This is a genomic window from Paenibacillus hubeiensis (assembly GCF_032334105.1).
Lineage (GTDB): Bacteria > Bacillota > Bacilli > Paenibacillales > Paenibacillaceae > Paenibacillus > Paenibacillus hubeiensis.
The window spans coordinates 119,444-144,014 of record NZ_JAVYAE020000016.1; the positions used below are offsets into that span (position 1 = coordinate 119,444).

Sequence of the window (24,571 nt, forward strand, 5' to 3'; positions counted from 1 at the left end):
GGGCAAATAAGACGTCTGAGGTTCGTTAAAGTGCCAACCACATCGATTTGGAGCCAATGACGTGCGACAGGTTCGTTAAAAATTCGGCTGCTCCATCTCATGCCCTCTGCGATCAGTCTCGTGGTATAAGGTTCCCCACGCCCTAATCCCAACGCCAATTACTGCACATAAAATGTGCCAAACAACTGCTCCATCACATCGGTCAGTTTCACATTCCACTGGAGGTACACCTGATCCGCCTCCGGTTTGAATACCGGGGAGTCGCCGTAATATGCCGGGTCCAGCACGACATCGTAACCGGACGCTTCGATCACATTGCTTTGCGCCAATAGCCCCAGGTAGGACTTCATGGCCGAAATCAGCGCCAAGCGTCCTTCCTCGGTATTGTTCACTTTGCCGATGTAGCTGTCTTCCGCGGAACGCTGCAAATCCGTGTTAATCGCATCCATCACGCGGATCGAACGGATTTTTTTCCATGCATTGTTTTGACCCGACTCAGGCGTAACCAGCGTGTTCACACCGCGAAGCGCCTTCACTTGACGTCCGTCATGGATGAAAACGAACACCCCGTTCTGCACGGCCTGCTCCTGCTCGGCACGCGTCCAGCGGCGCGTCACATCATCAAACGGAGTCGCGGCATACGTGGTCGATTCGCTCAAACGCTGCCCGGCGATCAGACCCGCCACGTACGCAGAGGTTTGCGCCGAACTGTAATCAACGTCGCCCAAACGTACGCCCGTCCCCACGTTAATGACGCCTTCATGGTTCAGCGTGAGGGAGCGCGCTGCCGCCTTTTGCGCCGCATTCACCGAAGTATCGTCCGCGGAAGAACCGCCAAACACCGCCATCACCGGTTTGCCTTCGCTGCGCACACGTTTCACCCACGCCGCAAAGCTCGCCAATAAAGACGCATCCGCCGCATGATCCAGGGCGAGCACATCGAACGTTTGTCCCTCCAGCGCCGCTTGCAAAGCAATGTAATCCGCATTGGCAATACTTTCGTTGCCGCTCACACCGCCATTGAAAGCAGCTCCCGACACCGTCGCTACCGTGCCCGTTCCATCGCCTACCGCCTGTGCGGTAATCCACAGATTGCTCTCATCCGCATTGATCTGCTCGGCCAGCGCCGCGGCCGAAATGTCTGCCGTCAGCAAGGCATACAGCATTTTGTTGCCCTCAAACAGACGCACCTCATGCTTCGTGTTGTCGATGACGCCCGGCTGAATCGTAACGTAGAAACCGTTGGCGCGATCACCCGGATATTTGGCAGTCAGCTGCAGCACGTCCGCATCGCTGCCATCCTTCAGCACCAAGCTTGCCGCCTTCGCCGTTTCCCCGGTTACGCGGTATGCCAATAACTTCTTCGGCCCGCCCAACAGTGCCAGCTTCAAGGACGCATAGGCCGTCCCGTTATCCAAGGCGTTTGCCGCGAAAATCTGTCCGATCGCCGCTTCGCTGCCCACTTCCACAAACGTGCCTGCCGGGCCCCAATTCGCCTTGACCGGAACAACGACGGTCCCCCGCGATCCGGCCTGAATGGCCGATGCCGCTGCCGCCTGAAAATTCATATACAAGCCCGGAAGTACCGGACGATTCGTTTGCTCCCAAGTTCCGCCTGCCATTATCCGTTCACCTTCGCTTTCATAAATTGATCGATGCTTTCCTGAACCTCTTGAATGGAAAATGTTTGCTGCGCCGCTTCAAACAGCGCACCATGCAGCACCTCAGCCTTGACGGCAAAGAGGGCTTCCGCATGATTCATCAGTTCCGCCCGCGTATACTTCGGGGCTGCCTGCGCATTTTTTTTGAACGTGCCTGCCATGGGCATCTCACCTCGTTATCCATAAGTTTTATTGCGTGCCTGATCCGCTGCGCATTCATGAAGCTGAAGTCCCTCGCCACCGGGACTATTCCAGCACACGTTTGTGATGAATTGCCTGCATCAGCGGTGCATCTGCCACAGATCGGCGAATGCGCTGCTGGAGCGTCAACCGGATCTGACCGTTCAGGTAGGCATCTGCCTGCAGGTCTGCGGAGACTTCATCCACAGTCGCGTACCGCTTATCACCCGCAATGGACAAAGGAATGCGCGCCTGTACGCCAAGCTGCTCCACCAGCCGGGTAACGGCAAGCCGAGTCTCTTCTTCCCCCGATGCCACGATGTGGCCGATCCATTGCTTGCGCAGTTCCAGTGCATTCGTCCCTGACGCAGACGTGCTGCTTCCAGCCAGCCGCCACAAAACGGTTTGGTTCTCATAGCCTCGCGGCCATACATCCGCATACACCGCCCAATCCTTGCCAAGCTCTTTGCTCGTCCAATCCAGCATCGCCTGCATCCACGGATCAGACGAAATAGTCGGAGCGTGATCGGCCGGTTCCGGCACATAAACGGCGAAGCGCAAGCTGCGCGTAATCATGCCGGAGGCCTGATCGATACGGTCGCATTCCCGCGAGCCGACATAGATGCAGGTGAACGCGCCGCCCTCGTCATCCTCAAGCCGTGCCTGATGCAAAGCTGCGATCAGCTGCGCTGACCAAGCCTCCACCTGTTCCGCGCCTCCGTCTTCCGAACGGGCATAAGGGTAAACGTGGATGATACGCCGATAACCCGCCCAGGCCGACTTCGGCACCTCCTCGGCAAAAGCAACCACCGCGCAAGGTCCGCTTAACACTTCTCCCGGGGCCGGGATATCCCCGACACGACCGTTCCAGGCAGGAATCTCCTCCGCGAGTCTGCGCTTGAGGGTTTGCCTGATTCGTGCGCTCAACGAGCCGACGTTTCCCGTATCCATGGATCCCGGGTTGCCTGCTGTATATGCTGCATCGCTCATACTGTATTGCATGTCTGCATGCGTTTTCTCCCCTTTCGGCTGCCGATTTGGCTTAATCCCCATTGCGCAGCAACAAGGGGCATTGGAGGCTCACTCCTTGCATTGGTTTGGTACCGGATCAACAGTTAGGCAACCTCACCGCATGAAAAAGACCAGCCGCCGGCTGGTCCTCATACTTAGCGTATATGCTTTCGGTGGTGCCCGTTTGCTACTGATCCGATAATACAATCTTACACCGTTCCGTTCCTAGCGCGGATGGTGTTCCGTCCGACTTCCGTGCGGATTAGGCAGGCGGATCGGCGGAAAAAAGACGACGCTTTGCGGAAGGGGAAAATCGATATTATGATCAACCAAAAAAAAGAACCCGTCTCCCGCAGTATTGCGGAAAACAAGGTTCTTGGGTTTACTTCAGCTTGGCCTGAGGGCTTAACGTAATTTCGAACGCACGCCACCAGATAAAATCCGGATTGTCGTATGCCAGCTCCGTGCGGAGATATTCCGCATAAAAAGCGTCGCCATGGCAAATTCGGAAGATGGCCTTACTTCCGGCAGCAAAGGCCGGCTTGGCTCCGAGCGCTGCCGTGTGCGTCTGCATCAGGTCGCGCAGCAGCCGCTGCAAATACGCGTAGTCCTCAGCCGAATTGAACAGAAGCATGTTCTGGTCCGATAACGTCGCCACATTGGTGTACAGCGCATGCGCTCTGGAATAAGTCCGGATATCGGCGATGGCTACCGCCTTGTAATAGTAATCTTTTAGGAAACGTTTGAAGAGCAGGGACCCTTGCGCATCCATCGCTTTGGCCAGCGCCCGCGGATGCGACTCTGTGGTCAAAAAAGCGTATCGGGACTGTCCCATGCCCACGGCCATGCCGATTTTGTTGCCCGGCGTGTTCCATGCGCTGTAACCGAGCAGTTTCCCAGTATGCGGCGAATCCAGCAGCGCTTCGGCTACAGCCGGATTCGCCGGCCCCTTGCCCACGAAATCGATCACGAGGGTCGGTACACCCTTTTCGCCGTTCGAAGCAAGATGGGCCATGGCCTCTTGAATCCGATTTTCGGCCGTGATCGCAATAATCGAAAGATCGGGATACCGATGCTTCGCCGTTCCCGCGCTTTGGCCGGTCATCCGATCCAGTTCGCTGTCTACGCTGAATCCGTCCGTTTCGTTACCCGGATTACCGACTCCGCTCTCCCTGGTTACGCTTGCGGCGGCCGTTTCCGTTTCTGCCTCAACCTCTGGAGAAGCGGAGTCTGTCACCAGCTTGCCGCCGACAATGTCCACATGCCGGACCAAATTTTGATGCACGTCCATGTATTCATACGTGTTGATGATCGTGGAGCCGTGCGGCCCGTAATACGTGACGCCATAGGTTGTCTTCTTTCCCCTGCGATGAAGCTGGTTCGCCATGCGGGCGACAAGGGAATGCCCCAGTCCATCCGCGTCAGGCAAAATGATGGCGCGTTCCGGGTTTTGCCCGTCGATTCCGCCCAGCCATTCGTTAATGCGCTGCTCCACATAGCGGATTTCATTGATTTGCACACCCTGCGTGTTGGCGTCGTCTACGCCGACCGCAAGGAAATCGATATATCCCTCACGTGCCAAACGTTCCAGAATGTAACGATTGCTTTTGAATTTATGCTGTCTCGTGTTATAGTACCGGGATTTGTCAAAATAGGTCGTGTCCCCATACTCCACGCCGTCCGGCGACACGTTGTACCCTGCGATAATATCCTCGAACGCCGTGAACGCCTTGCGCGGCTGCTGCATTAAGGTGCGGGACTCATTATAGGCGTCCAACGTCAAACCATCCGCAAAGGACGTCGTCGCCAGCCGCATGATCGTATCCATCACGTAAACGGGCTTGCGCGGATACTTCTCCTTAATTTCCCGGATCACGTCCAGCAGCGCTGTCGTTTCTGCATCATAATCCGGGTAATTCGCCCCGCCGTGGTCGCGCAGCTGACGACTGCCAATCAATCCGCCATAGGCCAGCATATCGGCAGAAATAACGAATCCGTCGGCCGCTGCCGCATGCTTTCGGATAAAATCGCGAATTCGGGACGGTTTGCCGTACGTCGGGGTCGATGTACCAAGCAGCATCGTTCCATCCACGCTTTTTTCCGAGTCCAGCCGATTTTCAATATCGTTCAGGTTCGGTGCAACGATATGGAGACCGGCTGCTTTTCCTTGCACGATGACGTCATCCAGATTTGCCGGACGATCATCGAGCGGAACATACACTACTGTTTTCATATCATGAAACCTCCTGTCTATATAAGTTGAACGAATGATTTCTACACGGAGCCACTACGTGGTCAGAACCATCTTCCGATCGCTGTTATCCCCAGATTTTTTTGATTCCCTTTGTTCAAGGGGAAAATCCGGTGATAAACCCATGCTTCCGATGCAGCTTTCTTTCAGAAAGCTTTTAAACGAACGCTTCGCTTCTCCAGATTCGTTCTGCCCTCTCCGTTATCGTGTAAAATGTATAGTTCAACTTATATAATCAATATTTTCTTCTATTACTACCCGAAAAGCTAAGGAATGCCTTCATCCCTGCCGATCGGATAAATCCATCTTACCTTTTTTCCGCGCTGGCGCTGCCGCTTTGACGCCTGAATTGTGTACGAATATCGTCGGGGCCAAGTCGGAAAAACGTGGGGTTTTACATAAAAAAAGGAGGACCCCCGCTTGACGAATCAAGCCATGTCCTCCCTTTTCCACCTATTTTATTTTTCGATCGTCCGCTGTTCCTTCAGTTGCTGCCAGCTTCCCAGATGCATCGCGCCCACACCTCGAATGGTCACGGTCATTGGGAAAATTTGCGCCGGCTTATCGGAGAAAAACCAGATGCGTTCCTTTTTCACCACGATGAACAAACCATTGACATCCCCGATCGGTGCGAAGGTATCGCTCCACTCACGCCAAGGCTCCAATCCCTGCCGACCGAGTTCAAGCACCGATTGGGATACGTCTTCGCTCACCAGCCCAATCTCGCATACGCTAACCAAATCCCCTGCCCCGAAGGCATGATCGCTTTCGTTCAGAACCGTATGATGCGCGATCAGCTCCAGAATATTGCCGGAAGGGTCCTCAAAGTACAAGGAATGGGAGTTCCAATTGACGGAATACGTTTCATCCCGGCCCTCGTGAACATTCAGCGTCGTACGCTCCGAGATCCAAGCCTTCGCCTCGCGGAAGCGGTTTGACGGAATCATCCAGGCGAAATGGTAAAACGGCTCATAGATCGCCGGGCTTTCCACGAAAACCATGCGCGTCCATCCAATTTGCAGCGAAAACGAATCCGACGTAATCGTCACCGCCGGCAGGCCAAGCACGTTTTCGTAAAAATGCCGCATTTCTTTCATATGTGCCGTATATAACCGGACTTCTTCAATAATCATGCTGTCTCCTCCTCATCGAATGTTGTAAGATTTCAGCGTCCGTGCATTCGCTCCCATTTCTTCCAGGGCACCATGCCCAACTCGGGTTTGGCTTCGTCAGGCAGCATCGAGATGAATTCCAGCGAATGGCCGTCCGGGTCTGTAAAATATACCGATACGGCAGGCATCCAGCCGAATACGTAGAGATCGCCGATATCATCCTCCAGGAAGTTACGCGTTTTGATGCCCCGGCCTTCCAAATAATCGACTGCATGTTTCATGTCCTCGAGCGATACCTCAAACGCAAAATGCTGACGCAGCACCTCGGACGGGTCCTTCTGCCAAAGTCCCAGCATCGCCTTGCCTTTCCCGCCGATCCAATAAAAGCTTCTTCCCCGCTCGGGCTGCCCGTAGGCAAACGTCAATCCAACGACCTGCTCATAGAATCGATGGGACCTTTCCAAATCGGTTACGTTAAGATGGGTTTCAAAAATGCCTTTAATCATGGGATCCCTGCTTCCTCGTATAATTTTGTCATCAAGATCTTCGGTCAATTTGCGAGCTTTACCTTATATCATGGTTTCTGATCCGGATTCAGCGCCTGCGCAAGCTGCAGGAACGAACCGACGACGCGCTGCACACGTTCCTCAATGTCCGAACTTGCTTCGTATTCTTCATATCCGTCATAGGTCGCCTCAAATCGTCGCCGCTGCGAACCCCCGATCGAGATCCATTCCGGCGCATTAATGCCGTGCAGATTGCGGACGATGGCTTGCAGCTGCAATAAGGAGCTGACGCCTACCGCCCCGCCGGATGAACTGATGGACAGGACCGGTTTGCCGCTAAAATAGGACTGACCCAGATGATCAAGCGCGTTCTTGAGCACGCCGCTAATGCTGCCATGATACTCCGGCGTAGCCAAAATAACGGCTTTGGCTTCCAGCATGCGGCTTTTCAACTCGGCGACATGGGTGTTGTCCTCCATTTTTTCGTCCGGTGCGTAGAACGGAAGAGGTGTTTCGTACAAGTTAAACAGGACGGCATCATGCCCTTTTTCACGGATCAATTGAGCCGCATACTCCGCCAAACGCGTACTGGTTGCATGCTTTCGGTTGCTGCCGGTGATGACCAAAACGTTCATATCACTCACTCCTTCAAGTTTGAGGCAAATTGGATGTTTAAATCTCGGTTTTTTAGGTCTTTCAGGTTGCTTTATGCCATTCTTTCTTCTTATTCTACAGTCAACAACGCTTTCGGATCGTCAGTATATGGATGTAACTTTCCACACAAAAAAAACTCAACCTCTCGGTTGAGCTTGGAAAAATTCTACGACTTTGGTCGTAGTTTATTGCGGAATCTGCCCGCCTAACGCGTCAGTCCATCCACCCGTTGCGAACAGCCAGCACGGCAGCCTGCGTGCGGTCGGCCAGACCCAATTTGTCCAGCAGATGGCTGACATGGGTTTTTACCGTTTTTTCCGTGATGACCAGCCTGGCAGCGATATCCCGGTTATTCATGCCCTGCGCGATCAATGCCAATACTTCGCGCTCGCGCCGGGTGAGAAGACTCAGGCCGTGATCGGCTTCTTTGCTATCCATCGCCGGTTTGGCCGGGAAATCCGCTGCTTCCTGAACGTTAGGCTGAACAGGCAGCGATCCCGCCCTGTTCATGGGCACCTCGGAAGAAACGAGCATATGCATGATCTGTTCCGCTGCAGCCGGATGGAGCTCGACCTTGCCTGCATGCACGTTTCGTATGGCTGCGGCCAACTGCTCCGGCTCGATGTCTTTCAACAGGTACCCTTTCACCCCGGCTTGTACCGCAGGCACGACATGATCCTGATCCGAAAACGACGTAAGCACAATGATCCTGCTCTCCGGCACATCGGCCCGCAAACGGGCTGATGCTTCAATTCCGTTCAATCCAGGCATGTGCAAATCCATCAACACCACGTCCGGACGGAGCAGGCCCGCCTGCTCCAAGGCACCCAAACCATCTGCCGCTTCGCCAACCACTTCCATGTCAGGCTGCGTGGCCAGAAACAGGTACAGCCCCCGGCGCACCATCGTATGATCGTCCGCAAGCAATATTCGAATCTTCATCGATGTTCCTCCTGACTCAGGATCGGTTCGGGCGGAAGAGGAATGACCGCTTTCACCGAAGTTCCCTTGCGCGTCGAACTGGTCAGCTCCAATCGGCCGCCGAGCGACTCGGCCCGTTCCCGCATGATGGATAGACCCAGCGATCCCGGCGGTTGCCCGCCACGCCTTTTGGCCCCGCCGTTCCCCTTATCCTTAATCGTCAGCATCACCTGTTCCGCGTCCAGTTCCAGCCTAATGTCGACAGCACTTACTCCGGCGTGCTTGCGAACGTTATTCAGCGCCTCCTGGCCGATGCGCCATAACCCTTCCTCGATGCTGCGCGGCATGGATCGCATACCGGTACAGCTGGCGCTCACAATCAGCCCCTGCCCTGTGCCATATTCGCGCAATGCCTCAAGCATCCCGCGCTCAAGCCCGGCTGGCCGGAGCTGCAAAATCAATGCCCGCATTTCCTTCAGCGCCTGCCTGGACAGAGAGCGGATATCTTGCATGGCGTCTCGGATGAGTACCCACTCAGGCGAGTCGGGCAGCATGCTCTCCGCCCCCTGTGCCGTCAGCGACAGCGAAAACAGCATCTGGTTGACCGAATCATGCAAATCCCTGGCCAGTCGGTTCCGTTCCTCCAGCCGAGCCAGCTCGCGCCGCTGTTCGGCCAGCTTCATTCCTTCCCATGCGGTTCCGATATGGTCCGCGAGCGCCTCCAATACCTCCAGGTCGGCCTGTACATCGTCATTCAGCGTATCTCTGCCGATCACCAGCAATCCCTTCTCCTCCGACGCTCCGTATGTAACAGGAGCAACCGCACCTGCTCTAAGTTCAGGCAATGCGGCCTCCAACGCGCCGCCGGCTCCAATCGCGACAATCTCCTCTTGGCTTAGCACGGCTGAAGTCTCGCGTTCAAACATGCCGGGAAGCATATCCGCCTCCGATTCCAACAAAAGGCGTTTCCGCAGACGCATGCCTGAACCGCGAACATAATCGGCCTGGATGATAGAATCTTTGCTCTCCCGGACAAGAAAAAGGATCATGGGCCAATCGTAATATTTTCCGATCAGCCGGATGGCGGTTCCGGCCAGATTTTCCGATCCTGCGGCTTCGTTTACGACTTGTCCCATGGCATTGCCGAACTCGCCCAGCTTGGAATACAGGTCAGCCCTTCGCTGCTCTGCGCGATATAATCTCATCCGTTCCAGCGCGCTGCCGATCTGATAGGCCACCGCCTGCAGCAATGCGAGCTCGCTATCGCTGAAATGCGCCTTGCCCGGTGCAGCAACGTTCAGCAGTCCGAGCAGCTTTTCCCCCGATCTCAGCGGTATGGTCGCATGATGCGTGATGTCCTGCGTGTCTCCCCATGCATGCAAGGCAGCCTTCTCCAGCCGTTTGCAATTCAGGATGTTGACGGCGTTGTCCAGGCGGCCGTCCCAAAATCGGTTAACGCACCAGCAGGTACCGCAGCGCATCGGTTCCCCGCCGCGATATTTAAGCGCAGGCGGCACATGCTCGTCAGAGATGCATTGGTAGCTGCCGCGCTCCCCGATGAGAAATACCCACCCGGCAGTCAATCCGGTCAATTCAAGCAGCTTGCCTACGACGGTATCCATCATCGCTCCAAGATCATTCGATGTGTTCAGCGTCTCGGCAATCGTCTTGAGCGTGTACATTTCCCTGATTCCGGCTTGTTCCGACATTTGGCTTGCTCCCTCCCATCTCCGCGAGTAATCATTCCATTATTGTATACAATCGGCGGAGGTTAGGGAAGTTCCCGCAGCATCGGCAGCGGTCAGCCGAGTTTCTTGCGTTCCGTGCGGGATGAGGCCAGCGGATCCATGTTGATCAGGCCGCGGTCAGCCAGCGCGAGCGCCATTTTATAGAACGCACGCGTGCGGATTTTCGTATACGTATCTTTGCTTACGGGCGGATCGAACACGTGGTTGTACACCTTGTAATCAAAAACATCGTCATCCTTCATATATCTTTCGGTCACGAGAATTTGTTCCTTTTCGCTCAGCCTTGAAACAATCGTTTCGATCGTATCGCAGTATGCCTGCCTTGCCCGCCGCACGTCCACGTTATGGATCGCCGTTCGGGCCGTCGAATCGCCCGTAACATTGGTTGCGCCATGAAATCGAGCCGTATAACTGGCCGTCACCATCGCCTCGCGCTCCTCAAAAGCGACCGTTTTATAAATGCGGTATTTTTCCAAAGCCGCTTCCACCGCGGCCTGCGTTTTCCGTCGATCCAATTCAGGCAATGTCATTTCCATATTCGTTCCCTCCTAGTTAACCTCTCGAATTAGAGTTCTTCTGTTCCACCATGAATGCAACACCCAAATTCCGGCGATTTCATTGCCTTTTGGAACACGGCATAGGTCGCCCGTTCCGGTGAAATCGCACTACACAATCAGGGAAAAATAGCTTATAATTTACATTGTGTTCGCATATTGTTCGTATTTCTATTTGAGAATACCACTTTCTGGAGAGCAGAGTAAACCCTCATATCCGTTCATTTTGCAGACATAACTAAAGCCATTCTCTCGTTTTCTTTGCCTTTTGGCATCAAAATATCTTATTCCTTTACCTTAAGGTATAAATGCGTTATATTATTTGCAACAAATGATTCCCTATATAAAAGGAGTGGCATGAATTGTGGAACACGCATTTGGTCCGTACCTTAAACATCTCCGGGAACAGCAAGGGTTCAGCATCAACCAACTCGCCGATGCCGCCGGCATTAGCAATTCGCAAATTTCACGAATCGAGAACGGCGTCCGGGGCGTTCCCAAACCTGCAACGATTCGCAAGCTCGCTGACGCGCTATCGGCATCCTACCCCGACATGATGCAAAGAGCAGGATATATCGAAGAAACAGGCTCTGTTCCCGGAATGGCCGATGCACCCGAGTGGGCAACCTACAAGGACCGCAGGGATTTCAAAAAGATGCTGGAAGAGGAAGATGATCTGATGTTCGACGGCATTCCGCTCGATGCCGAAGACAAAAAGCGAATCAAGGACGTGCTTACCGGGCTATTCTGGGAGGCCAAAAAAATGAACAAACGCAAGAAGCCAAACGAGCCGGACGATCGCCAATGAAGCACTGCACCCTATACCAAATCCTGCGGCAGGTGGTTTGATATGGATGACATCGTAAACAAGCTGATTCGAAAACACCGGACGAACTGCCCGTTCAGCATTGCCAGGGCCTTGGGCATACAGATTCGGTTCACCAATTTGGGAAAATCGACCAAAGGGCTTTACTTCCGAAAACTGCGGCGCAGATTTATCGTCATACACAACGATTTGCCTCCGGAATGGCAGCGTTTCGTATGCGCCCATGAGCTGGGGCACGACCGTTTGCATAAGGGAATCAACCGCTTTTTCCTGGAGGAGCATTCTTACTTTGCTCCCGGCAAACTGGAGAGGCAAGCCAACCGGTTTGCCATCGCCTTGCTGACTTTTGGAACCACCCCCGAGCCGGATGAACCGCTCGAAAAATTTTGTCTGCGTACAGGCTTGCCCCGTGAAGCGCAGCATTTTTTTCACCCACATTAAGAACATACGGTCTCCGTTTTCCAAAATAATGACTGCCGGTCGATAAAGGCGGACAGATGTCATCTTCAGGTTATGTATTTTTACGCAAATCGCGAGATTTCCTTAATATAGTCTGTTAAAATATGACGTGAGCCGGGTCCGGCTTAGTAGATTATTATTTTGGGGAGGGTACGGATTCATATGAAAATCTGGAAGACTTACGTTTCACTTCTGCTAACGGTATGTTTGCTGTTTGGCAGCGTAAGTATTGCCGCGGCTGCAACGGACACAACTACCGGCACGGGCAAACACATTACGATTCTACATACGAACGACACGCACGCGCGTGCTGTTGAAGCTTCACCGGCCATGGGATTTGCCAAAGTTGCGGGCATTGCGGACAAGTATCGCAGCGAAAATCCCAACACGCTTCTGCTTGATGCCGGCGATGCCGTTCACGGAACAACCTTCGCCACACTGGTCGAAGGCGAGAGCATCGTCAAAGTCATGAACGAAATAGGCTATCAAGCCATCGTTCCGGGCAACCATGAGTTCAATTACGGCTCCAAGCGTCTGCTTGAGCTGGCGGATATGATGAATTTCCCGATGATCAGCGCCAACGTGAAGAAAAAAGACGGAACTCGTCTGTTCGATCCATACATCATCAAGGAAGTGGACGGGGTCAAAATCGGGATTATCGCCCTGACCACGCCGGAAACGATGTACAAAACAAATCCGAAAAACGTGGAAGGGCTCGATATTACGGACCCTGCTGCCGAAGCAAAAGTGCTTGTGAATGAAATTCGCGGCAAAGTGGATGTCGTCGTTGTGCTGGGCCACCTTGGACAAGACGCTTCCAGTACGGATACAAGCTTCAAAGTGGTAAAAGAAGTGCCTGGCATTGACGTATTCATCGACGGACACAGTCACACCGTTCTGCAGGACGGCCTCGTATCCGACCATGGAACGCTGATTGCAAGTGCCGGTGAATACACCAACTATGTAGGTGTGATCGACCTGTGGGTAGACGGCGGCAAAGTGACGAAAAAGCAAGCCACGCTGATTGACGAAACCGAAGCCAAAGACATCAAACCCAATGAAAAGGTAGCTGCTCTGGTCAGCTCCATCCAAAAAGAACAAGAGCCTATCCTTAAAGAAGAAGTAGCGAATACGGCGGTACACCTGGACGGCGAACGTGCGCAAGTTCGCGCAGGCGAATCCAATCTGGGCGACCTGCTCGCCGATGCGCTTCGCGACGTTGCCCAAGCAGATATTGCATTGACCAACGGCGGCGGAATTCGCGCTTCCATCAAAGAAGGTACTGTAACCAAAGGTGACATCATCACCGTTCTTCCTTTTGGCAACCAAGTCGTATCGCTCGATGTCAAAGGTGCGGATATCCTTGCAGCACTGGAAAACGGCGTAGCCTCTTATCCTGAGCCAAGCGGCGGCTTCCCGCAAGTATCCGGAATCAAGTTCAGCATCGATGCTTCTGCGGACAAAGGCAACCGCGTTCACTCCGTGACGGTAGGCGGCAAAGCCCTTGATCCGGAAGCTACTTACAAGCTGGCTACCAATGACTTCACAGCGGTAGGCGGCGACGAGTACACCATGTTCACCAAATATTCCATCTCCGGCATGTACGGCGCAATGGATGAAGCATTGATCAACTACATGCAAAAGCTTGGCGCGGTAAATATCAAAACCGATGGGCGTATCAAAGAAGAAGCAAAAGCTCCTGCCGTGGAGCCGGAAAAACCGGCAGCGCCAGAGCCTGCTCCGACCGAGCCTAAACCAGAGCCGACGAAACCGCAACCAAGCAAACCGGAAACACCAGCCAAACCGGCACCAGCCAACGTATATGTCGTTAAATCCGGAGATACCCTGTACTCCATCTCCAAGAAACACGGCACAACTTGGCAAGCTCTGCAAAAACTGAACAGTCTCAAAAACCCTCACTGGATTTATCCAGGACAAAAACTGAAGCTGCCTGCGGCTTCTTAAGAAATACGTTAAGTTAACGTCTCCCTCGGCATTCATTGATGACCCCGAATAGGAGACGCTTCAAAAACTACAAGGATGTCCCGCGGTCGATGGCGGGACATCCTTTTTCTTTAGAGGGTGGAAAATGAATCCCTGCTCTCGAAATTTCCCAACGATGAAATAATGGAGCAGGGGCATGAACTATGGCTCAATTGTTTCACTTTCCAGAGGTGATGCGGTAACTTCGAAAGGAAACCACTCGATGACCAGCCATTCAGTTACATAAATACACAACACGATTTCATCATGTTTGGCCGAAATAAAACATTTGATCAGTCGACTGACAAAAGAAAACCAAAAAATTAAAATTTTAGTTATTTAGTCTTAAAAAACGCTTGAAATCAGCATGTCCATTGTCCCGTTTGGCAGTAGTTTCAACCTATCGCAAATTATTCGGTCCTAGCATTATTTCCGGCTGCACCGAACCGGACTACAACTGCTCTTTTACATAATTCAAGGCCTCTGAAGCACTCATGTCGATTCTGCCCGTCACGCCGGATGCTGCAAGAGCATGCGACCCCAATTCCACTTTAGCCTCCGCTGCTCCACGTCCGATGACGATTTGCACAGGCAAGCCAAACAATTCCGAATCGTTAAACTTTACGCCGGCCCGTTCCTCCCGATCATCGACGAGAACCGAATACCCGGCATCCGCGAGTTGCTGCTCCAGTTTCAGGGCAAGCTCACGCTGCGCCGCATCCTTCCAGTTCAGCGGAATCAGGTGCACCTGATACGGAGCAACGGCTGCCGGCCAACGTATCCCGTTTTCGCCTGCATGCTGTTCGGCAATCGCGGCCACCAGGCGCGATACGCCAATGCCGTAGCATCCCATCACCGGCACGCTCTCACGGCCGTTCCGGTCCAGGAAAGAGGCCCCCATTGCCTCGCTGTATTTCGTGCCCAATTTGAAAATATGGCCGATCTCAATGCCCTTCGTAAATGCAAGCGGCTCGCCGCATACCGGACACGCATCACCCTCCGCGGCAAAACGAATGTGATCGACATGCTCCAACGCAAAGTCTTGGCCAGGCCTTACGCCCACCCAATGATAATCCACTTCATTGGCGCCTACGATCGCGCATGTCATGGAGGCCACGTCGGCATCCACGATGATTGGAAGGTCAAGGCCGATGGGACCCAGGAAACCCACTTTCAGCTCGGCATGTTCCGCCAATGCCTGCTCGTCGGCAAGCTCGAGTTCTTCCGCACCCAAAACCTGTTTAAGCGCAACGTCGTTGAGTTCGTGATCCCCTCGAACAAGTGCAGCAACCAGCCTGCCGTCGGCCCGATAGAGCAATGTTTTGATCATGCGTTCAGCCCCTTGGCCCGTAAACGCGCAAAGCTCGGCAATGGAACGAATATTCGGCGTATGCACCCTGACAGGCTCTTTCCCGTTCTCCTTCCATGTTTTCACATCAACCCCACTCGTCGTCCGTTCGACAGAATCCCCTCTATTTTCATCCGCTGCAATGTAGGCCAACACTTCGCGAATGAACGTATCCGCCGAAACCTCCGCTACATTCTCCGAAGACAGTGACTTGTATCCCGCTTTTTCCAGATTGGCCGCATAACCGCAGTGATTGCAGGTAACGATCGTATCTTCGCCCACTTCCGCCAGCGCCATGAATTCATGCGTTTCGCCCTGGCCGCCAATCGTTCCCGCATCCGCCTCAACGCAAATATAATCCAGTCCGCAGCGCTCAAAAATGCGAGTGTACGCCTTGTTCATCGCTTGATACGTCACATCCAGCTCATCCCAACTGGATGCAAAGGAATACGCATCCTTCATCAGGAATTCCCGGCCGCGCAGCAGGCCGAATCGCGGACGGCGCTCATCCCGGAATTTCGTGCCGATCTGGTATAAGGTGAACGGCAAGCGGCGATAAGAATTCACCTCATCCCTCGCAATAGCTGTCACCACTTCCTCGTGGGTCGGGCCCAATGCAAACTCCCTTGTTTGACGATCCTTGAAACGCATCAATTCGGGACCGTACTGCGAATACCTGCCGGACTGCTCCCACAGCTCCGCCGGCTGCATGATCGGCATCAGCACTTCCTGGCAGCCAGCCCGATCCATCTCTTCGCGCACAATCCGTTCGACGTTCAGCAGAACACGCCTTCCAAGCGGCAAATAGTTGTAAATGCCTGCCGCAAGCTGGCGAATCATCCCGGAGCGCAATAGTAAACGATGACCGACTGCATCCGCCTCGGCTGGCGCTTCTCGCAATGTTGGAGCTAACAATTCACTTTGACGCATCATACATACACCTCTTATTATTATTTTGCGATGCACAAACCACACCCGGGAACCCCGGCAAAACAAAAAAGACACACTCGTCAAGGGACGAATGTGTCGTGGTACCACCCTTATTCGACTGGAGCCTTTAAACACGGCGCAGTCCTCTTGAGCATAACGGGCTCTCCCGGCAATGGTTGCAGCCCGAAGGCGTTCTCCACCGCAGCTGGCGAGGCGGGAATTGCGCTGCGGCAGCAGAAACCTCTCACCAGGCGGTTTCCTCTCTGTTGATGCCGGGGAACGCAATCATGTCCTCGTTGTTCGCTGTTCTCATTTTTGATCACATTAGTGCATATGTAATTCTTTGTCAACCGTTATTCCAAAAATGACGCCAGAGCCGCGATCATTGCCTTGATTACGTACCACATCATATTATTTTACAGGCGTGTTGCATCATCGATCGGATGAGAGTATCGTAACATCTATAGACTTTATACGAATCCGGATTCTCTATGGTCCAAGCTTTCTGAATAGAACGATGTGTAAAAGGAGCCAACCCCATGCCATATATCATTTATGACCTTGAATTTACGGTTAGCCGAAATGCCCGCTATTCCTCTGAAATTATCGATATCGGTGCAGTCAAAGTTTCCGAGGGAGAGAACGGCCTGTATATTGCCGATACGTTCCACTCCTACGTCAGACCTTCCAACAAATCCGTTCTTTCCACAGACACGGTTCAGTTTACGGGGATTACGCAAAAGGATATCGATGCCGCCCCTCTGTTTCCGGAAGCGATCAAACCATTCATTGCCTGGATGGGCAACGAAACGTATTATATGTGTTCCTGGGGGCCGGACGATCGCAGCAAACTGATTTCACACTGCCGTACCCATGGGCTGGACGTCGCCTGGATCAAAAACCATAATGATTTGCAACAACAGTGGTCGCGCACGACGCGGAAGGAGGGAAAATTCCGGCAGATGGGCCTTGCCCAAGCTCTGGAGCTTTGCGGGATCGAGTTCGACGGAACACAGCACCGGGCTTTGGACGATGCCATCAATACGGCAAAGGTGTTCATTCATCAGTACGATCGGTTTGCATTGGAGACGAATTGTGCTGCGGATGATGAAGGACTGGTGTCGAAAGTCGTTTATTCCAGCCACGAAGACGATGAGAAGGAATCCCCTTTCGGTAATCTGGCCCATCTCTTCGAATCGAAAGAGTAAGCTAAAGGGGAACGACCCAGGCATCGGACTGATTTTATCCGTATAACCGCTGCCATTGCCTGAGGCGTTCCTGCATCATTTTCCGATAGTTTTCAGGCTCCAAAATCTCGGCGTCGGGCCCGTATTGGGCGAGCCAACCCAAAAAGGCCTGATCATCGCTAACCGCGGTTTCAAGCAAAAGGGAACCGTCCAATTCCTTCGTTACCGCCGGGCGTACGAGGAACGGTTGCTGTGATACCTGATCGGCAATAGCGGGGGAAAATCGAATTCTGAACGAAATCCATTCCGTACCCCGTTCAGCCAAAGGCATCCGGAAGTACGATTTAAACAAATAATCATCCTTTCGAAACGTGCGTGACATCACCCGGATTTTCCTCAAGCGGTTGACCTGAAAACGTCTTAATCCCTCCGATAAATGACAGTAAGCAAGCAAATCAAACCGATACTCGCGAGGGATGAGGCAATACGGGTCAATTCGAACCATCGCTTTGGCGTGCTGAACAGCATATTCCGCTTCGACCGTGTTTTGCGAAATGCAGGCTTCGAACAATCTGACCAACGTATCATCCGTTTCCTCTGTCTGGTCGTCGTATTGTGAAACAGGCATGCCGACCTTGAACAGATTGCCGATTTGTTCGGACCATGCTACGCGTTCCTTCTTGTTTTTCTGGGTTGACGCCACCACTTTCTCATAAGCGCTCTCGAATGCCGGCTTCAGCAAAGGCCGAATATCCTCCATGACGTCAGCAAGGTGCATAAAGGCTTGGGTTTCTTCATCAGACCAGTTCAAAGGGTACATGGCAAATTGGCTGATAAACATGTATCCCCTCCCATGTCCCATGTTGGCTATGGGAATGTGCATTGCACTGAGGGCCTCCATGTCGCGATATATCGTCCTTTCCGTTGTTTCGCACCGCTCCGCAAGTTCTCGCGCCAGTATTCCCGGCTTGGCCTGCACCAGAGTAATAATGCGCATTAATCGGATCAGTCGGTCTGTCATTTTTGCCGGCCCTCCATGATGTTGTTTCAATGAAATTCAACACAACCTCTATTAATATTTCGTTATGTTGTTAAGTACATTCGACCTGTTTATTATATTCACCTTTATTATCTATGTAGATACAACCATTTCCTCATCAGTCAGGCCAACGTTGTTTTCAGCCTCCCTATTACGCGTTTTCGCGTCTGTCATGCGGCAAGTCCGCATAAGTCATTCCATAATGGCAACGCAGCTTCTCGACGATTTCGGCCTCTTCGTAATATTCGATATCTTGTTTGCGCACCGCTTCGATTAACAAGGCATCTGCATGCCTGCGCAAAATATCGCTTCCCTCTTGTATACGCCCCCGTTCATAAGCGCGCAAGGCTTGTTTGATCAAAGGCACCGTTTCGTTGAGCTTGATGCTTTTTTCAACCTTCGGATTATCCGGCTGGCGTAACATGCCCAGATGGCTTGTGTATTGGATGTACAATTGTTCCCTTCGCAGCAATACCCTTTGGCTTTGCTTTAATTTCCGGGTGCTCCAATACGCCGAGCAAACAGGCACCTTTCCCGAAAGTCGGGGAGACATCGCGAATTCAAGCAGTATTTTTTTGCTTTCGCCTTTGTAGACGTCACCTAACCTGAGAACCCAGCCAATATCCGTTTCCTTGGAGCGGCAACCATAGACTCCCTTAAGCCGAACTCCGAATTCCGGTTTGAGCAACAATTCCAAGTCACGCGACACGATTTTGGGTGCCGTCTTTCTGGGTCTTTTGGCTAAGGCACCGCTGCGCCATTCAATCAACATATATACGGGGTCGGCTCCCCCCGTCGGAATGGCCTCTCTGTTCCACGAATAACTTACTTCAAAGACTGAGTTCACTGGTAGTCTCTCCCCCGATTTATATGTATTATCTTCTAAGTTATCAGGGTAAATGGACACTATATTGTCACGGAACATATGTTCCCTTCATTTTTTTCCACAAACTTTTTCCCCTTCGCCTAAAACCGCCGAAATGCGACAGAATTTGACCCAAAAAAAGCTTGGCTCCAGCCAAGCTTTTCCGTTCTATCTGTTGCCAAGTCCCAATTTTACAATGAGTCGGATCGCTCTCTCCATTCGCCTCGCGACCTTCCGTCTTGTTCGTTCTGCACGGGAACGTAGGTGATGCTATCTATGATCAAATCTCTTCCAATCGGTTCTCCGTTGACGGTAATGGTTATTTTTTTGGTAGGTGCTGTGTGTTCTGTCGTATGCATCGATTTCTACTCCTTTTCGTTCAATGTGAAAATGATTATATTTTGTTCGTTACCGTATTAATAAATCCCACTAGGCCACTGCGGGCGCAGTACCATCTTCCAATCGCTGTTATCCCAGATTTTTTTAATCCCCTTATTTAAGGGGAAAATCCGGTGATAAATGCGAAACGTATGCTTTCGATGGAGCTTTCTTACAGAAAGCTTTTAGCTCCGCTTCTCCAGATTGGTTCTGCCCTCTCCGTTATCGTGTAAATGTCTAGTTCAACATATATAGCGGCGTTTTCGCCAAGGGAAAAGCAGATACGCAAACGCGGTTAATCATTTAATGATCAGTCGCCGGGGCCGACTATGTCCATTACCCGAAAATCCGTAGGATCAAACACAAAAATTCACTGGGGACTGAAGGAAGTACTGAACCCATTGCGCCGATTTTGACGTATAATGTAATAGTGATTTTCCTTCCGTACCAAGAAACGCGGAATATACCGATTTTAATCGAAAGAAGGTGCCTCTATGCCCAAACGGTCGAAACACGGAACCCTTCGAATTTTGCTCGCTGCATGCGCGATCATGGCGTTTTCGTTTACGCACACCGTAAATGCGGCACATGCCAACATCTTTTCAGACATATACAGCAGTTGGGAACGGGTATCGGAGCTTCCGGGAGAAGTGAATGCTCTGCAGGAAAGCTATCGGCAAACGTTGGAACAATTGAACGAAACCTCTGCGCAGTTGGGACAAGCTGAGGCCAATGTCGAGGCATTCAAAGCCCAAAATGAGCAGCTGGTCGCCCAAAACCAGAAACTGACCGAAATGGTCAGCGAGCTTCAAGATCAGCAGAACGCTCGCAACGTCACCGCCAAACGCATTCAAACCACAGTCATTACTGCCGTTTGTCTCATCTTGGGGTATTTCATCCTGATTCGCGTGATGCGTTGGGGGATGCGTCGCCGTTCAGGCCGAATATAAAGAATAGGGAGCCACGACATGCACATTAACCTCAACACGGTCGAAGCGGACGGGGCCGGTCAAGTGGTGAAGTTCTCGCTTACGCCCGAAGACCGGCTTCATATTTTACACCCCCAGCAAATCGTCGCCTTTCGAGGGCCAAGCAGCAGCCGCAACGACAAATTCATGAACATCTCCGGCATGTACCGCAAAAAAAAGCTGATCAAGTCCGAAATCACCGGCCCTTGCCAGTTTGTGGCTGCACTCCCGCCCGGCTTCACCATGAAGGAAGTGGAATTGACGGCCGAGAGCGACCTGCTCTACGACTTTCGCCATCTGTTCTTTTATTCGGACGGCGTCACCATGCACACCAAAATCCAGAAGATCAAAAATATGTTCATCACCCGGGACGCCGTGAAAATGAAGTTTTCCGGCCACGGCAAAATCGGCCTGCTGACCCAGGGACAAGTGTGCCAACAGGAACTGCACCCCACCGCTCCCTTGTACGTGGATGCAGGCAGCGTCATTGCCTATCCTGAAAATGCTCATCTGGAACTGACGGTATACGGCAACCACTTGGCCAGCCAACACATGAACTATCATTGGAAAATGACGGGACACGGCCCTGTCCTGTTTCAGGCAGGCCGCGAGAACCACAGGCTGGAACGGGACGTCAACGATGGCGATGGCCTGTTCAAACGAATCTTGAAAGAAGTCATTCCGTTCGGCAACATTCTGATTAAATAAGCGCCGGCCTGTCGAACCGCTGCAGACAGTCAAATGTTGGATCGCCGCAGAACATGTGCTGCAAGGTTGAAATTGTGTTATACTGAACCGGACAATTGAAGAAGAAAATCCATGCCGCTTGGCATGGGAGAGGTTCGCGAACTCCCTCTACAGCGCATTTCAGGCCTGACGGCCGGATGTGCTGCGTACAGAACAACGTCTGAAACCGCATGGCGAAGGATAAATCTGTATGTAAAAAACTAAGATCACTTTTTCGCAGGCATTTTTTTGCTTGTTTGCGGGAAGGTGTGTTTTTTGATGGATGCCAGTTCATGAACTTCTCTGTTCTTCGACGATGCAGGCTTTTGGCCTGAATCGATCTTAAGAAGATGGAGAGGTTTTTTTTATGTTGAACGAAGAAAAAGCAGTCGTTGTATTCAGCGGCGGCCAGGACAGCACCACCTGCCTGTTCTGGGCTAAACAGCAGTTTGCCGAAGTTGAAGTCGTCACCTTCGACTATGGTCAACGGCACAAACTGGAGATCGAATGTGCGGCGGCGATCGCACACGATCTGGGCGTGCAGCAGACCGTGCTCGATATGAGTCTGCTGAATCAGCTTGCGCCAAGCGCGCTGACCCGCACGGATGTGGAGATCACGCATGAGGAAGGCGAGCTTCCCAGCACGTTCGTCGATGGACGAAATTTGTTGTTCCTCAGCTTTGCCGCGATTATGGCCAAACAAAAAGGTGCGCGTCACCTGGTCACCGGTGTATGCGAAACGGATTTCAGCGGATATCCGGATTGCCGGGATTCCTTCGTAAAGTCGCTGAACGTTACGCTTAACCTGTCGATGGATTACCCGTTCGTAATCCATACGCCGCTGATGTGGCTGGACAAAGCCCAAACGTGGGAGCTGTCCGATCGACTCGGCGCCTTCGATTACGTGCGCGAACGTACGCTTACCTGCTACAACGGCGTCATTGGCGATGGCTGCGGCGAGTGCCCGGCATGCAAGCTGCGGAGAGCCGGATTGGATCGTTATCTCGAACAACGCACCCAAACAGGGATACCGGGGGCGGATCATCGATGAGAGAACCGGGAACGTTCCGCATCGTTGAGCGGCTGCAGCGGATCGACGAAGACATTTTGCCTGCACAGCTTCGCTATCATCGCAAACGGGTGCTGGTCAGCAAGGAGTTTACCTTTGACGCCGCGCACCACCTGCACTGTTACGAAGGCAAGTGCAAAAACTTGCACGGACATACGTACAAAGTCGTATTTGGCATCAGCGGTTATCCGGGAGAAACCGGGCTTACCGTTGATTTTGGACATATCAAAGACATTTGGAAAACACGCATGGAAGGGTATCTCGACCATCAATACTTGAACGAAACCCTACCTTTGATGAACACCACGGCCGAAAATATGGTCGTCTGGCTGTTCGAACAAATGGAACTGGCGCTGCAGTCGGAGCCTTATGCATCCCTCGCCGAAGGGGGACGAACCGAATTCGTTCGTCTGTACGAGACACCTACCAGCTACGCGGAAGCGAGACGGGAGTGGATGATCGATGGATAACCTCCTGCAGCATGCGTCAGCAGACAGAACCCAGGATTCGCCAGCCATGATGGACTCACGTCCCGAACCGGAAAGCAGGTCTGCGAATGGCGGACGCGGGGGACGCATTCCGGTCATGGAAATCTTCGGGCCGACCGTTCAAGGCGAGGGCATGGTCATCGGGCAAAAAACGATGTTTGTGCGCACCGCAGGCTGCGATTACCGCTGCTCCTGGTGCGATTCGGCCTTTACCTGGGACGGCACCGGGAAGGACCAGATCAAAATGATGGCGCCGGAGGAGATTCTGAAGGAGCTGCGCCGCATCGGCGGCGCCCGCTTCTCGCACGTCACGATCTCCGGCGGCAACCCTGCCCTGCTTGCTTCGCTGGGCGGGCTGGTGCAATTGCTGCGCGAGCAGGGCATCCGCACGGCGGTAGAGACGCAGGGCTCGCGCTGGCAGCCTTGGCTGGCGGACATTGACGAAGTCACCGTCTCGCCGAAGCCACCCAGCTCCGGCATGGAGACGGACTGGGGCGTGCTGGATGATCTGGTTCAGCGGCTGGCGCTGCGTCCAGCGAACCGCAGCATGAGTCTGAAAATCGTCATTTTTGACGAGGCAGACCTGGACTATGCCCGGCGCGTGCATGAGCGGTATCCGGGAACAGCTCTCTTTTTGCAAACCGGGAATCCTGACGTCTCGTCAGCGGATACAGCAGACCTTGCCTCCTCCCTGCTCGAACGCTACGAGTGGCTGATTGACAAGGTGAGCGGCTCCGAGACGTTGAATGACGTTCGCGTGCTGCCGCAGCTTCATACGCTTGTATGGGGCAATAAACGCGGCGTGTAGCCCAATGAACGGGCTATCGATTAAATATATGGATTTTAACCTAAAGGAGTTACGGAACGACAATGAGACAACCTGACGAGATGCAAGACTTGACGCTGCTGGGCAACCAGGGCACGAAATATACGTTTGAATACGATCCTGGCATTCTGGAGAGCTTTGACAACAAACATCCGTACCGCGATTACTTCGTGAAATTCAACTGCCCGGAGTTTACAAGCTTGTGCCCGATCACGGGCCAGCCTGACTTTGCCACCATTTATATCAGCTACATTCCCGACGTCAAAATGGTAGAAAGCAAATCGCTCAAGCTGTATTTGTTCAGCTTCCGCAACCATGGCGATTTTCACGAGGATTGCGTGAACATCATTATGAACGACCTGATCAAGCTGATGGACCCGCGCTATATCGAAGTATGGGGCAAGTTCACGCCGCGCGGCGGCATCTCCATCGACCCGTACACCAACTACGGCAAACCGGGGACGAAATACGAGCAGATGGCCGAGCACCGCATGTTGAACCATGACATGTACCCGGAAACGGTCGATAACCGTTAAGAGGTAAACTTAGGCGACTAGTCATAGACCCAGCACTCGGTGCCCCCTTCAAGGGTGATTCAGCCAGTTGGCATCACGGATCTCTAACATAGGAGCAGATTCTCCCGCACCCTGCGGGGAAGAATCGCTCCTTTTTTTGCGTTTATCGCATCGGATACGGCAAAGCTGGAACGGTAATATAGATCGGCACAACGCCCACATATCGCAATGGTCGACCGCGCGAGCGAACTTCAGGCACATTAACATGGTGTATAGGCGGCTAACGAACCTCATGCTCTTCTGTCAATAAAGTGGACACTCTCGTTTATGAGGTTTTTTGGTAATACTGTTGCTCGAATTCCAAAG

At 52.7% G+C, this 24,571-nt stretch carries 24 protein-coding genes; 10 read left to right on the forward strand and 14 right to left on the reverse strand.

Annotated features, from left to right (window positions below):
* Positions 1 to 158 precede the first annotated feature (158 nt).
* The 10 genes from RSX24_RS27555 to RSX24_RS27600 all read right to left on the reverse strand — a co-directional run bounded on the left by RSX24_RS27555 (position 159) and on the right by RSX24_RS27600 (position 10,580).
* The gene (locus RSX24_RS27555) at positions 159 to 1,622 is read right to left on the reverse strand and encodes a phage tail sheath subtilisin-like domain-containing protein (protein ID WP_343262364.1); all 1,464 of its coding nucleotides are present in this window, start codon (positions 1,620 to 1,622) and stop codon (positions 159 to 161) included.
* Entirely contained in the window at positions 1,622 to 1,822 is a 201-nt protein-coding gene (locus RSX24_RS27560) for a YqzN/YkzM domain-containing protein (RefSeq protein ID WP_343262365.1), read from the reverse strand. The genes RSX24_RS27555 and RSX24_RS27560 overlap by 1 nt, the downstream gene beginning before the upstream one ends.
* Before the next feature lie 85 nt (positions 1,823 to 1,907).
* Complete coding sequence (locus RSX24_RS27565; RefSeq protein WP_343262366.1) at positions 1,908 to 2,843, reverse strand: hypothetical protein; 936 nt, start codon at positions 2,841 to 2,843, stop codon at positions 1,908 to 1,910.
* A 391-nt stretch (positions 2,844 to 3,234) separates the two neighbouring features.
* The gene (locus RSX24_RS27570) at positions 3,235 to 5,085 is read right to left on the reverse strand and encodes a DUF4127 family protein (RefSeq protein ID WP_343262367.1); all 1,851 of its coding nucleotides are present in this window, start codon (positions 5,083 to 5,085) and stop codon (positions 3,235 to 3,237) included.
* Between the two features lie 476 nt (positions 5,086 to 5,561).
* Entirely contained in the window at positions 5,562 to 6,236 is a 675-nt protein-coding gene (locus RSX24_RS27575) for a VOC family protein (protein WP_343262368.1), read from the reverse strand.
* 32 nt (positions 6,237 to 6,268) lie between these two features.
* A complete protein-coding gene (locus RSX24_RS27580) occupies positions 6,269 to 6,721 on the reverse strand; it encodes a VOC family protein (protein ID WP_339276509.1) in 453 nt (150 codons plus the stop codon).
* A 68-nt stretch (positions 6,722 to 6,789) separates the two neighbouring features.
* Positions 6,790 to 7,356, reverse strand: coding sequence for an NADPH-dependent FMN reductase (locus tag RSX24_RS27585; protein ID WP_339276507.1), 567 nt, complete (start codon positions 7,354 to 7,356; stop codon positions 6,790 to 6,792).
* Between the two features lie 232 nt (positions 7,357 to 7,588).
* Positions 7,589 to 8,317: a response regulator gene (locus RSX24_RS27590; protein WP_343262369.1), complete on the reverse strand. Its 729-nt coding sequence runs from the start codon at positions 8,315 to 8,317 to the stop codon at positions 7,589 to 7,591.
* Entirely contained in the window at positions 8,314 to 10,005 is a 1,692-nt protein-coding gene (locus RSX24_RS27595; RefSeq protein ID WP_343262370.1) for a GAF domain-containing sensor histidine kinase, read from the reverse strand. The genes RSX24_RS27590 and RSX24_RS27595 overlap by 4 nt, the downstream gene beginning before the upstream one ends.
* Before the next feature lie 92 nt (positions 10,006 to 10,097).
* Positions 10,098 to 10,580, reverse strand: coding sequence for an ArpU family phage packaging/lysis transcriptional regulator (locus RSX24_RS27600; RefSeq protein WP_236415345.1), 483 nt, complete (start codon positions 10,578 to 10,580; stop codon positions 10,098 to 10,100).
* A gap of 379 nt (positions 10,581 to 10,959) precedes the next feature.
* On the opposite strand from RSX24_RS27600, the gene RSX24_RS27605 reads away from it, so the two are divergent.
* From RSX24_RS27605 to RSX24_RS27615, 3 genes are all read left to right on the forward strand, one after another.
* A complete protein-coding gene (locus tag RSX24_RS27605; protein ID WP_236415405.1) occupies positions 10,960 to 11,406 on the forward strand; it encodes an XRE family transcriptional regulator in 447 nt (148 codons plus the stop codon).
* 42 nt (positions 11,407 to 11,448) lie between these two features.
* Positions 11,449 to 11,865: an ImmA/IrrE family metallo-endopeptidase gene (locus RSX24_RS27610; RefSeq protein ID WP_236415347.1), complete on the forward strand. Its 417-nt coding sequence runs from the start codon at positions 11,449 to 11,451 to the stop codon at positions 11,863 to 11,865.
* A 180-nt stretch (positions 11,866 to 12,045) separates the two neighbouring features.
* Entirely contained in the window at positions 12,046 to 13,848 is a 1,803-nt protein-coding gene (locus tag RSX24_RS27615; protein WP_236415349.1) for a 5'-nucleotidase C-terminal domain-containing protein, read from the forward strand.
* Between the two features lie 469 nt (positions 13,849 to 14,317).
* On the opposite strand, the gene RSX24_RS27620 is transcribed toward RSX24_RS27615, so the two are convergent.
* Positions 14,318 to 16,144 (reverse strand): proline--tRNA ligase, encoded by a 1,827-nt coding sequence (locus tag RSX24_RS27620; RefSeq protein ID WP_343262374.1) that lies wholly within the window; start codon positions 16,142 to 16,144, stop codon positions 14,318 to 14,320.
* A 539-nt stretch (positions 16,145 to 16,683) separates the two neighbouring features.
* On the opposite strand from RSX24_RS27620, the gene RSX24_RS27625 reads away from it, so the two are divergent.
* Entirely contained in the window at positions 16,684 to 17,352 is a 669-nt protein-coding gene (locus tag RSX24_RS27625; RefSeq protein WP_343262371.1) for a 3'-5' exonuclease, read from the forward strand.
* Positions 17,353 to 17,386: 34 nt separating this feature from the next.
* Here the strand turns inward: RSX24_RS27625 and RSX24_RS27630 are convergent, their stop codons facing one another.
* The 3 genes from RSX24_RS27630 to RSX24_RS27640 all read right to left on the reverse strand — a co-directional run bounded on the left by RSX24_RS27630 (position 17,387) and on the right by RSX24_RS27640 (position 19,594).
* Positions 17,387 to 18,352, reverse strand: a complete 966-nt coding sequence (locus tag RSX24_RS27630; RefSeq protein ID WP_236415351.1) for a helix-turn-helix transcriptional regulator — start codon at positions 18,350 to 18,352, stop codon at positions 17,387 to 17,389.
* 169 nt (positions 18,353 to 18,521) lie between these two features.
* Positions 18,522 to 19,217, reverse strand: coding sequence for a hypothetical protein (locus RSX24_RS27635; RefSeq protein ID WP_236415352.1), 696 nt, complete (start codon positions 19,215 to 19,217; stop codon positions 18,522 to 18,524).
* A gap of 209 nt (positions 19,218 to 19,426) precedes the next feature.
* Positions 19,427 to 19,594: a hypothetical protein gene (locus RSX24_RS27640; protein ID WP_236415353.1), complete on the reverse strand. Its 168-nt coding sequence runs from the start codon at positions 19,592 to 19,594 to the stop codon at positions 19,427 to 19,429.
* A gap of 513 nt (positions 19,595 to 20,107) precedes the next feature.
* Between RSX24_RS27640 and RSX24_RS27645 the strand changes: the two genes are divergently transcribed.
* From RSX24_RS27645 to queF, 6 genes are all read left to right on the forward strand, one after another.
* Positions 20,108 to 20,563: a hypothetical protein gene (locus RSX24_RS27645; RefSeq protein WP_236415354.1), complete on the forward strand. Its 456-nt coding sequence runs from the start codon at positions 20,108 to 20,110 to the stop codon at positions 20,561 to 20,563.
* A gap of 18 nt (positions 20,564 to 20,581) precedes the next feature.
* A complete protein-coding gene (locus RSX24_RS27650; RefSeq protein WP_236415355.1) occupies positions 20,582 to 21,289 on the forward strand; it encodes an AIM24 family protein in 708 nt (235 codons plus the stop codon).
* 388 nt (positions 21,290 to 21,677) lie between these two features.
* Complete coding sequence (gene queC / locus RSX24_RS27655; RefSeq protein ID WP_343262375.1) at positions 21,678 to 22,358, forward strand: 7-cyano-7-deazaguanine synthase QueC; 681 nt, start codon at positions 21,678 to 21,680, stop codon at positions 22,356 to 22,358.
* Positions 22,355 to 22,846 (forward strand): 6-carboxytetrahydropterin synthase QueD, encoded by a 492-nt coding sequence (gene queD / locus RSX24_RS27660; protein ID WP_236415357.1) that lies wholly within the window; start codon positions 22,355 to 22,357, stop codon positions 22,844 to 22,846. The genes queC and queD overlap by 4 nt, the downstream gene beginning before the upstream one ends.
* A gap of 49 nt (positions 22,847 to 22,895) precedes the next feature.
* Positions 22,896 to 23,672, forward strand: coding sequence for a 7-carboxy-7-deazaguanine synthase QueE (queE, locus tag RSX24_RS27665; protein WP_343262376.1), 777 nt, complete (start codon positions 22,896 to 22,898; stop codon positions 23,670 to 23,672).
* A gap of 62 nt (positions 23,673 to 23,734) precedes the next feature.
* Positions 23,735 to 24,226, forward strand: coding sequence for a preQ(1) synthase (gene queF, locus RSX24_RS27670; protein ID WP_236415359.1), 492 nt, complete (start codon positions 23,735 to 23,737; stop codon positions 24,224 to 24,226).
* Positions 24,227 to 24,571: the final 345 nt, after the last annotated feature.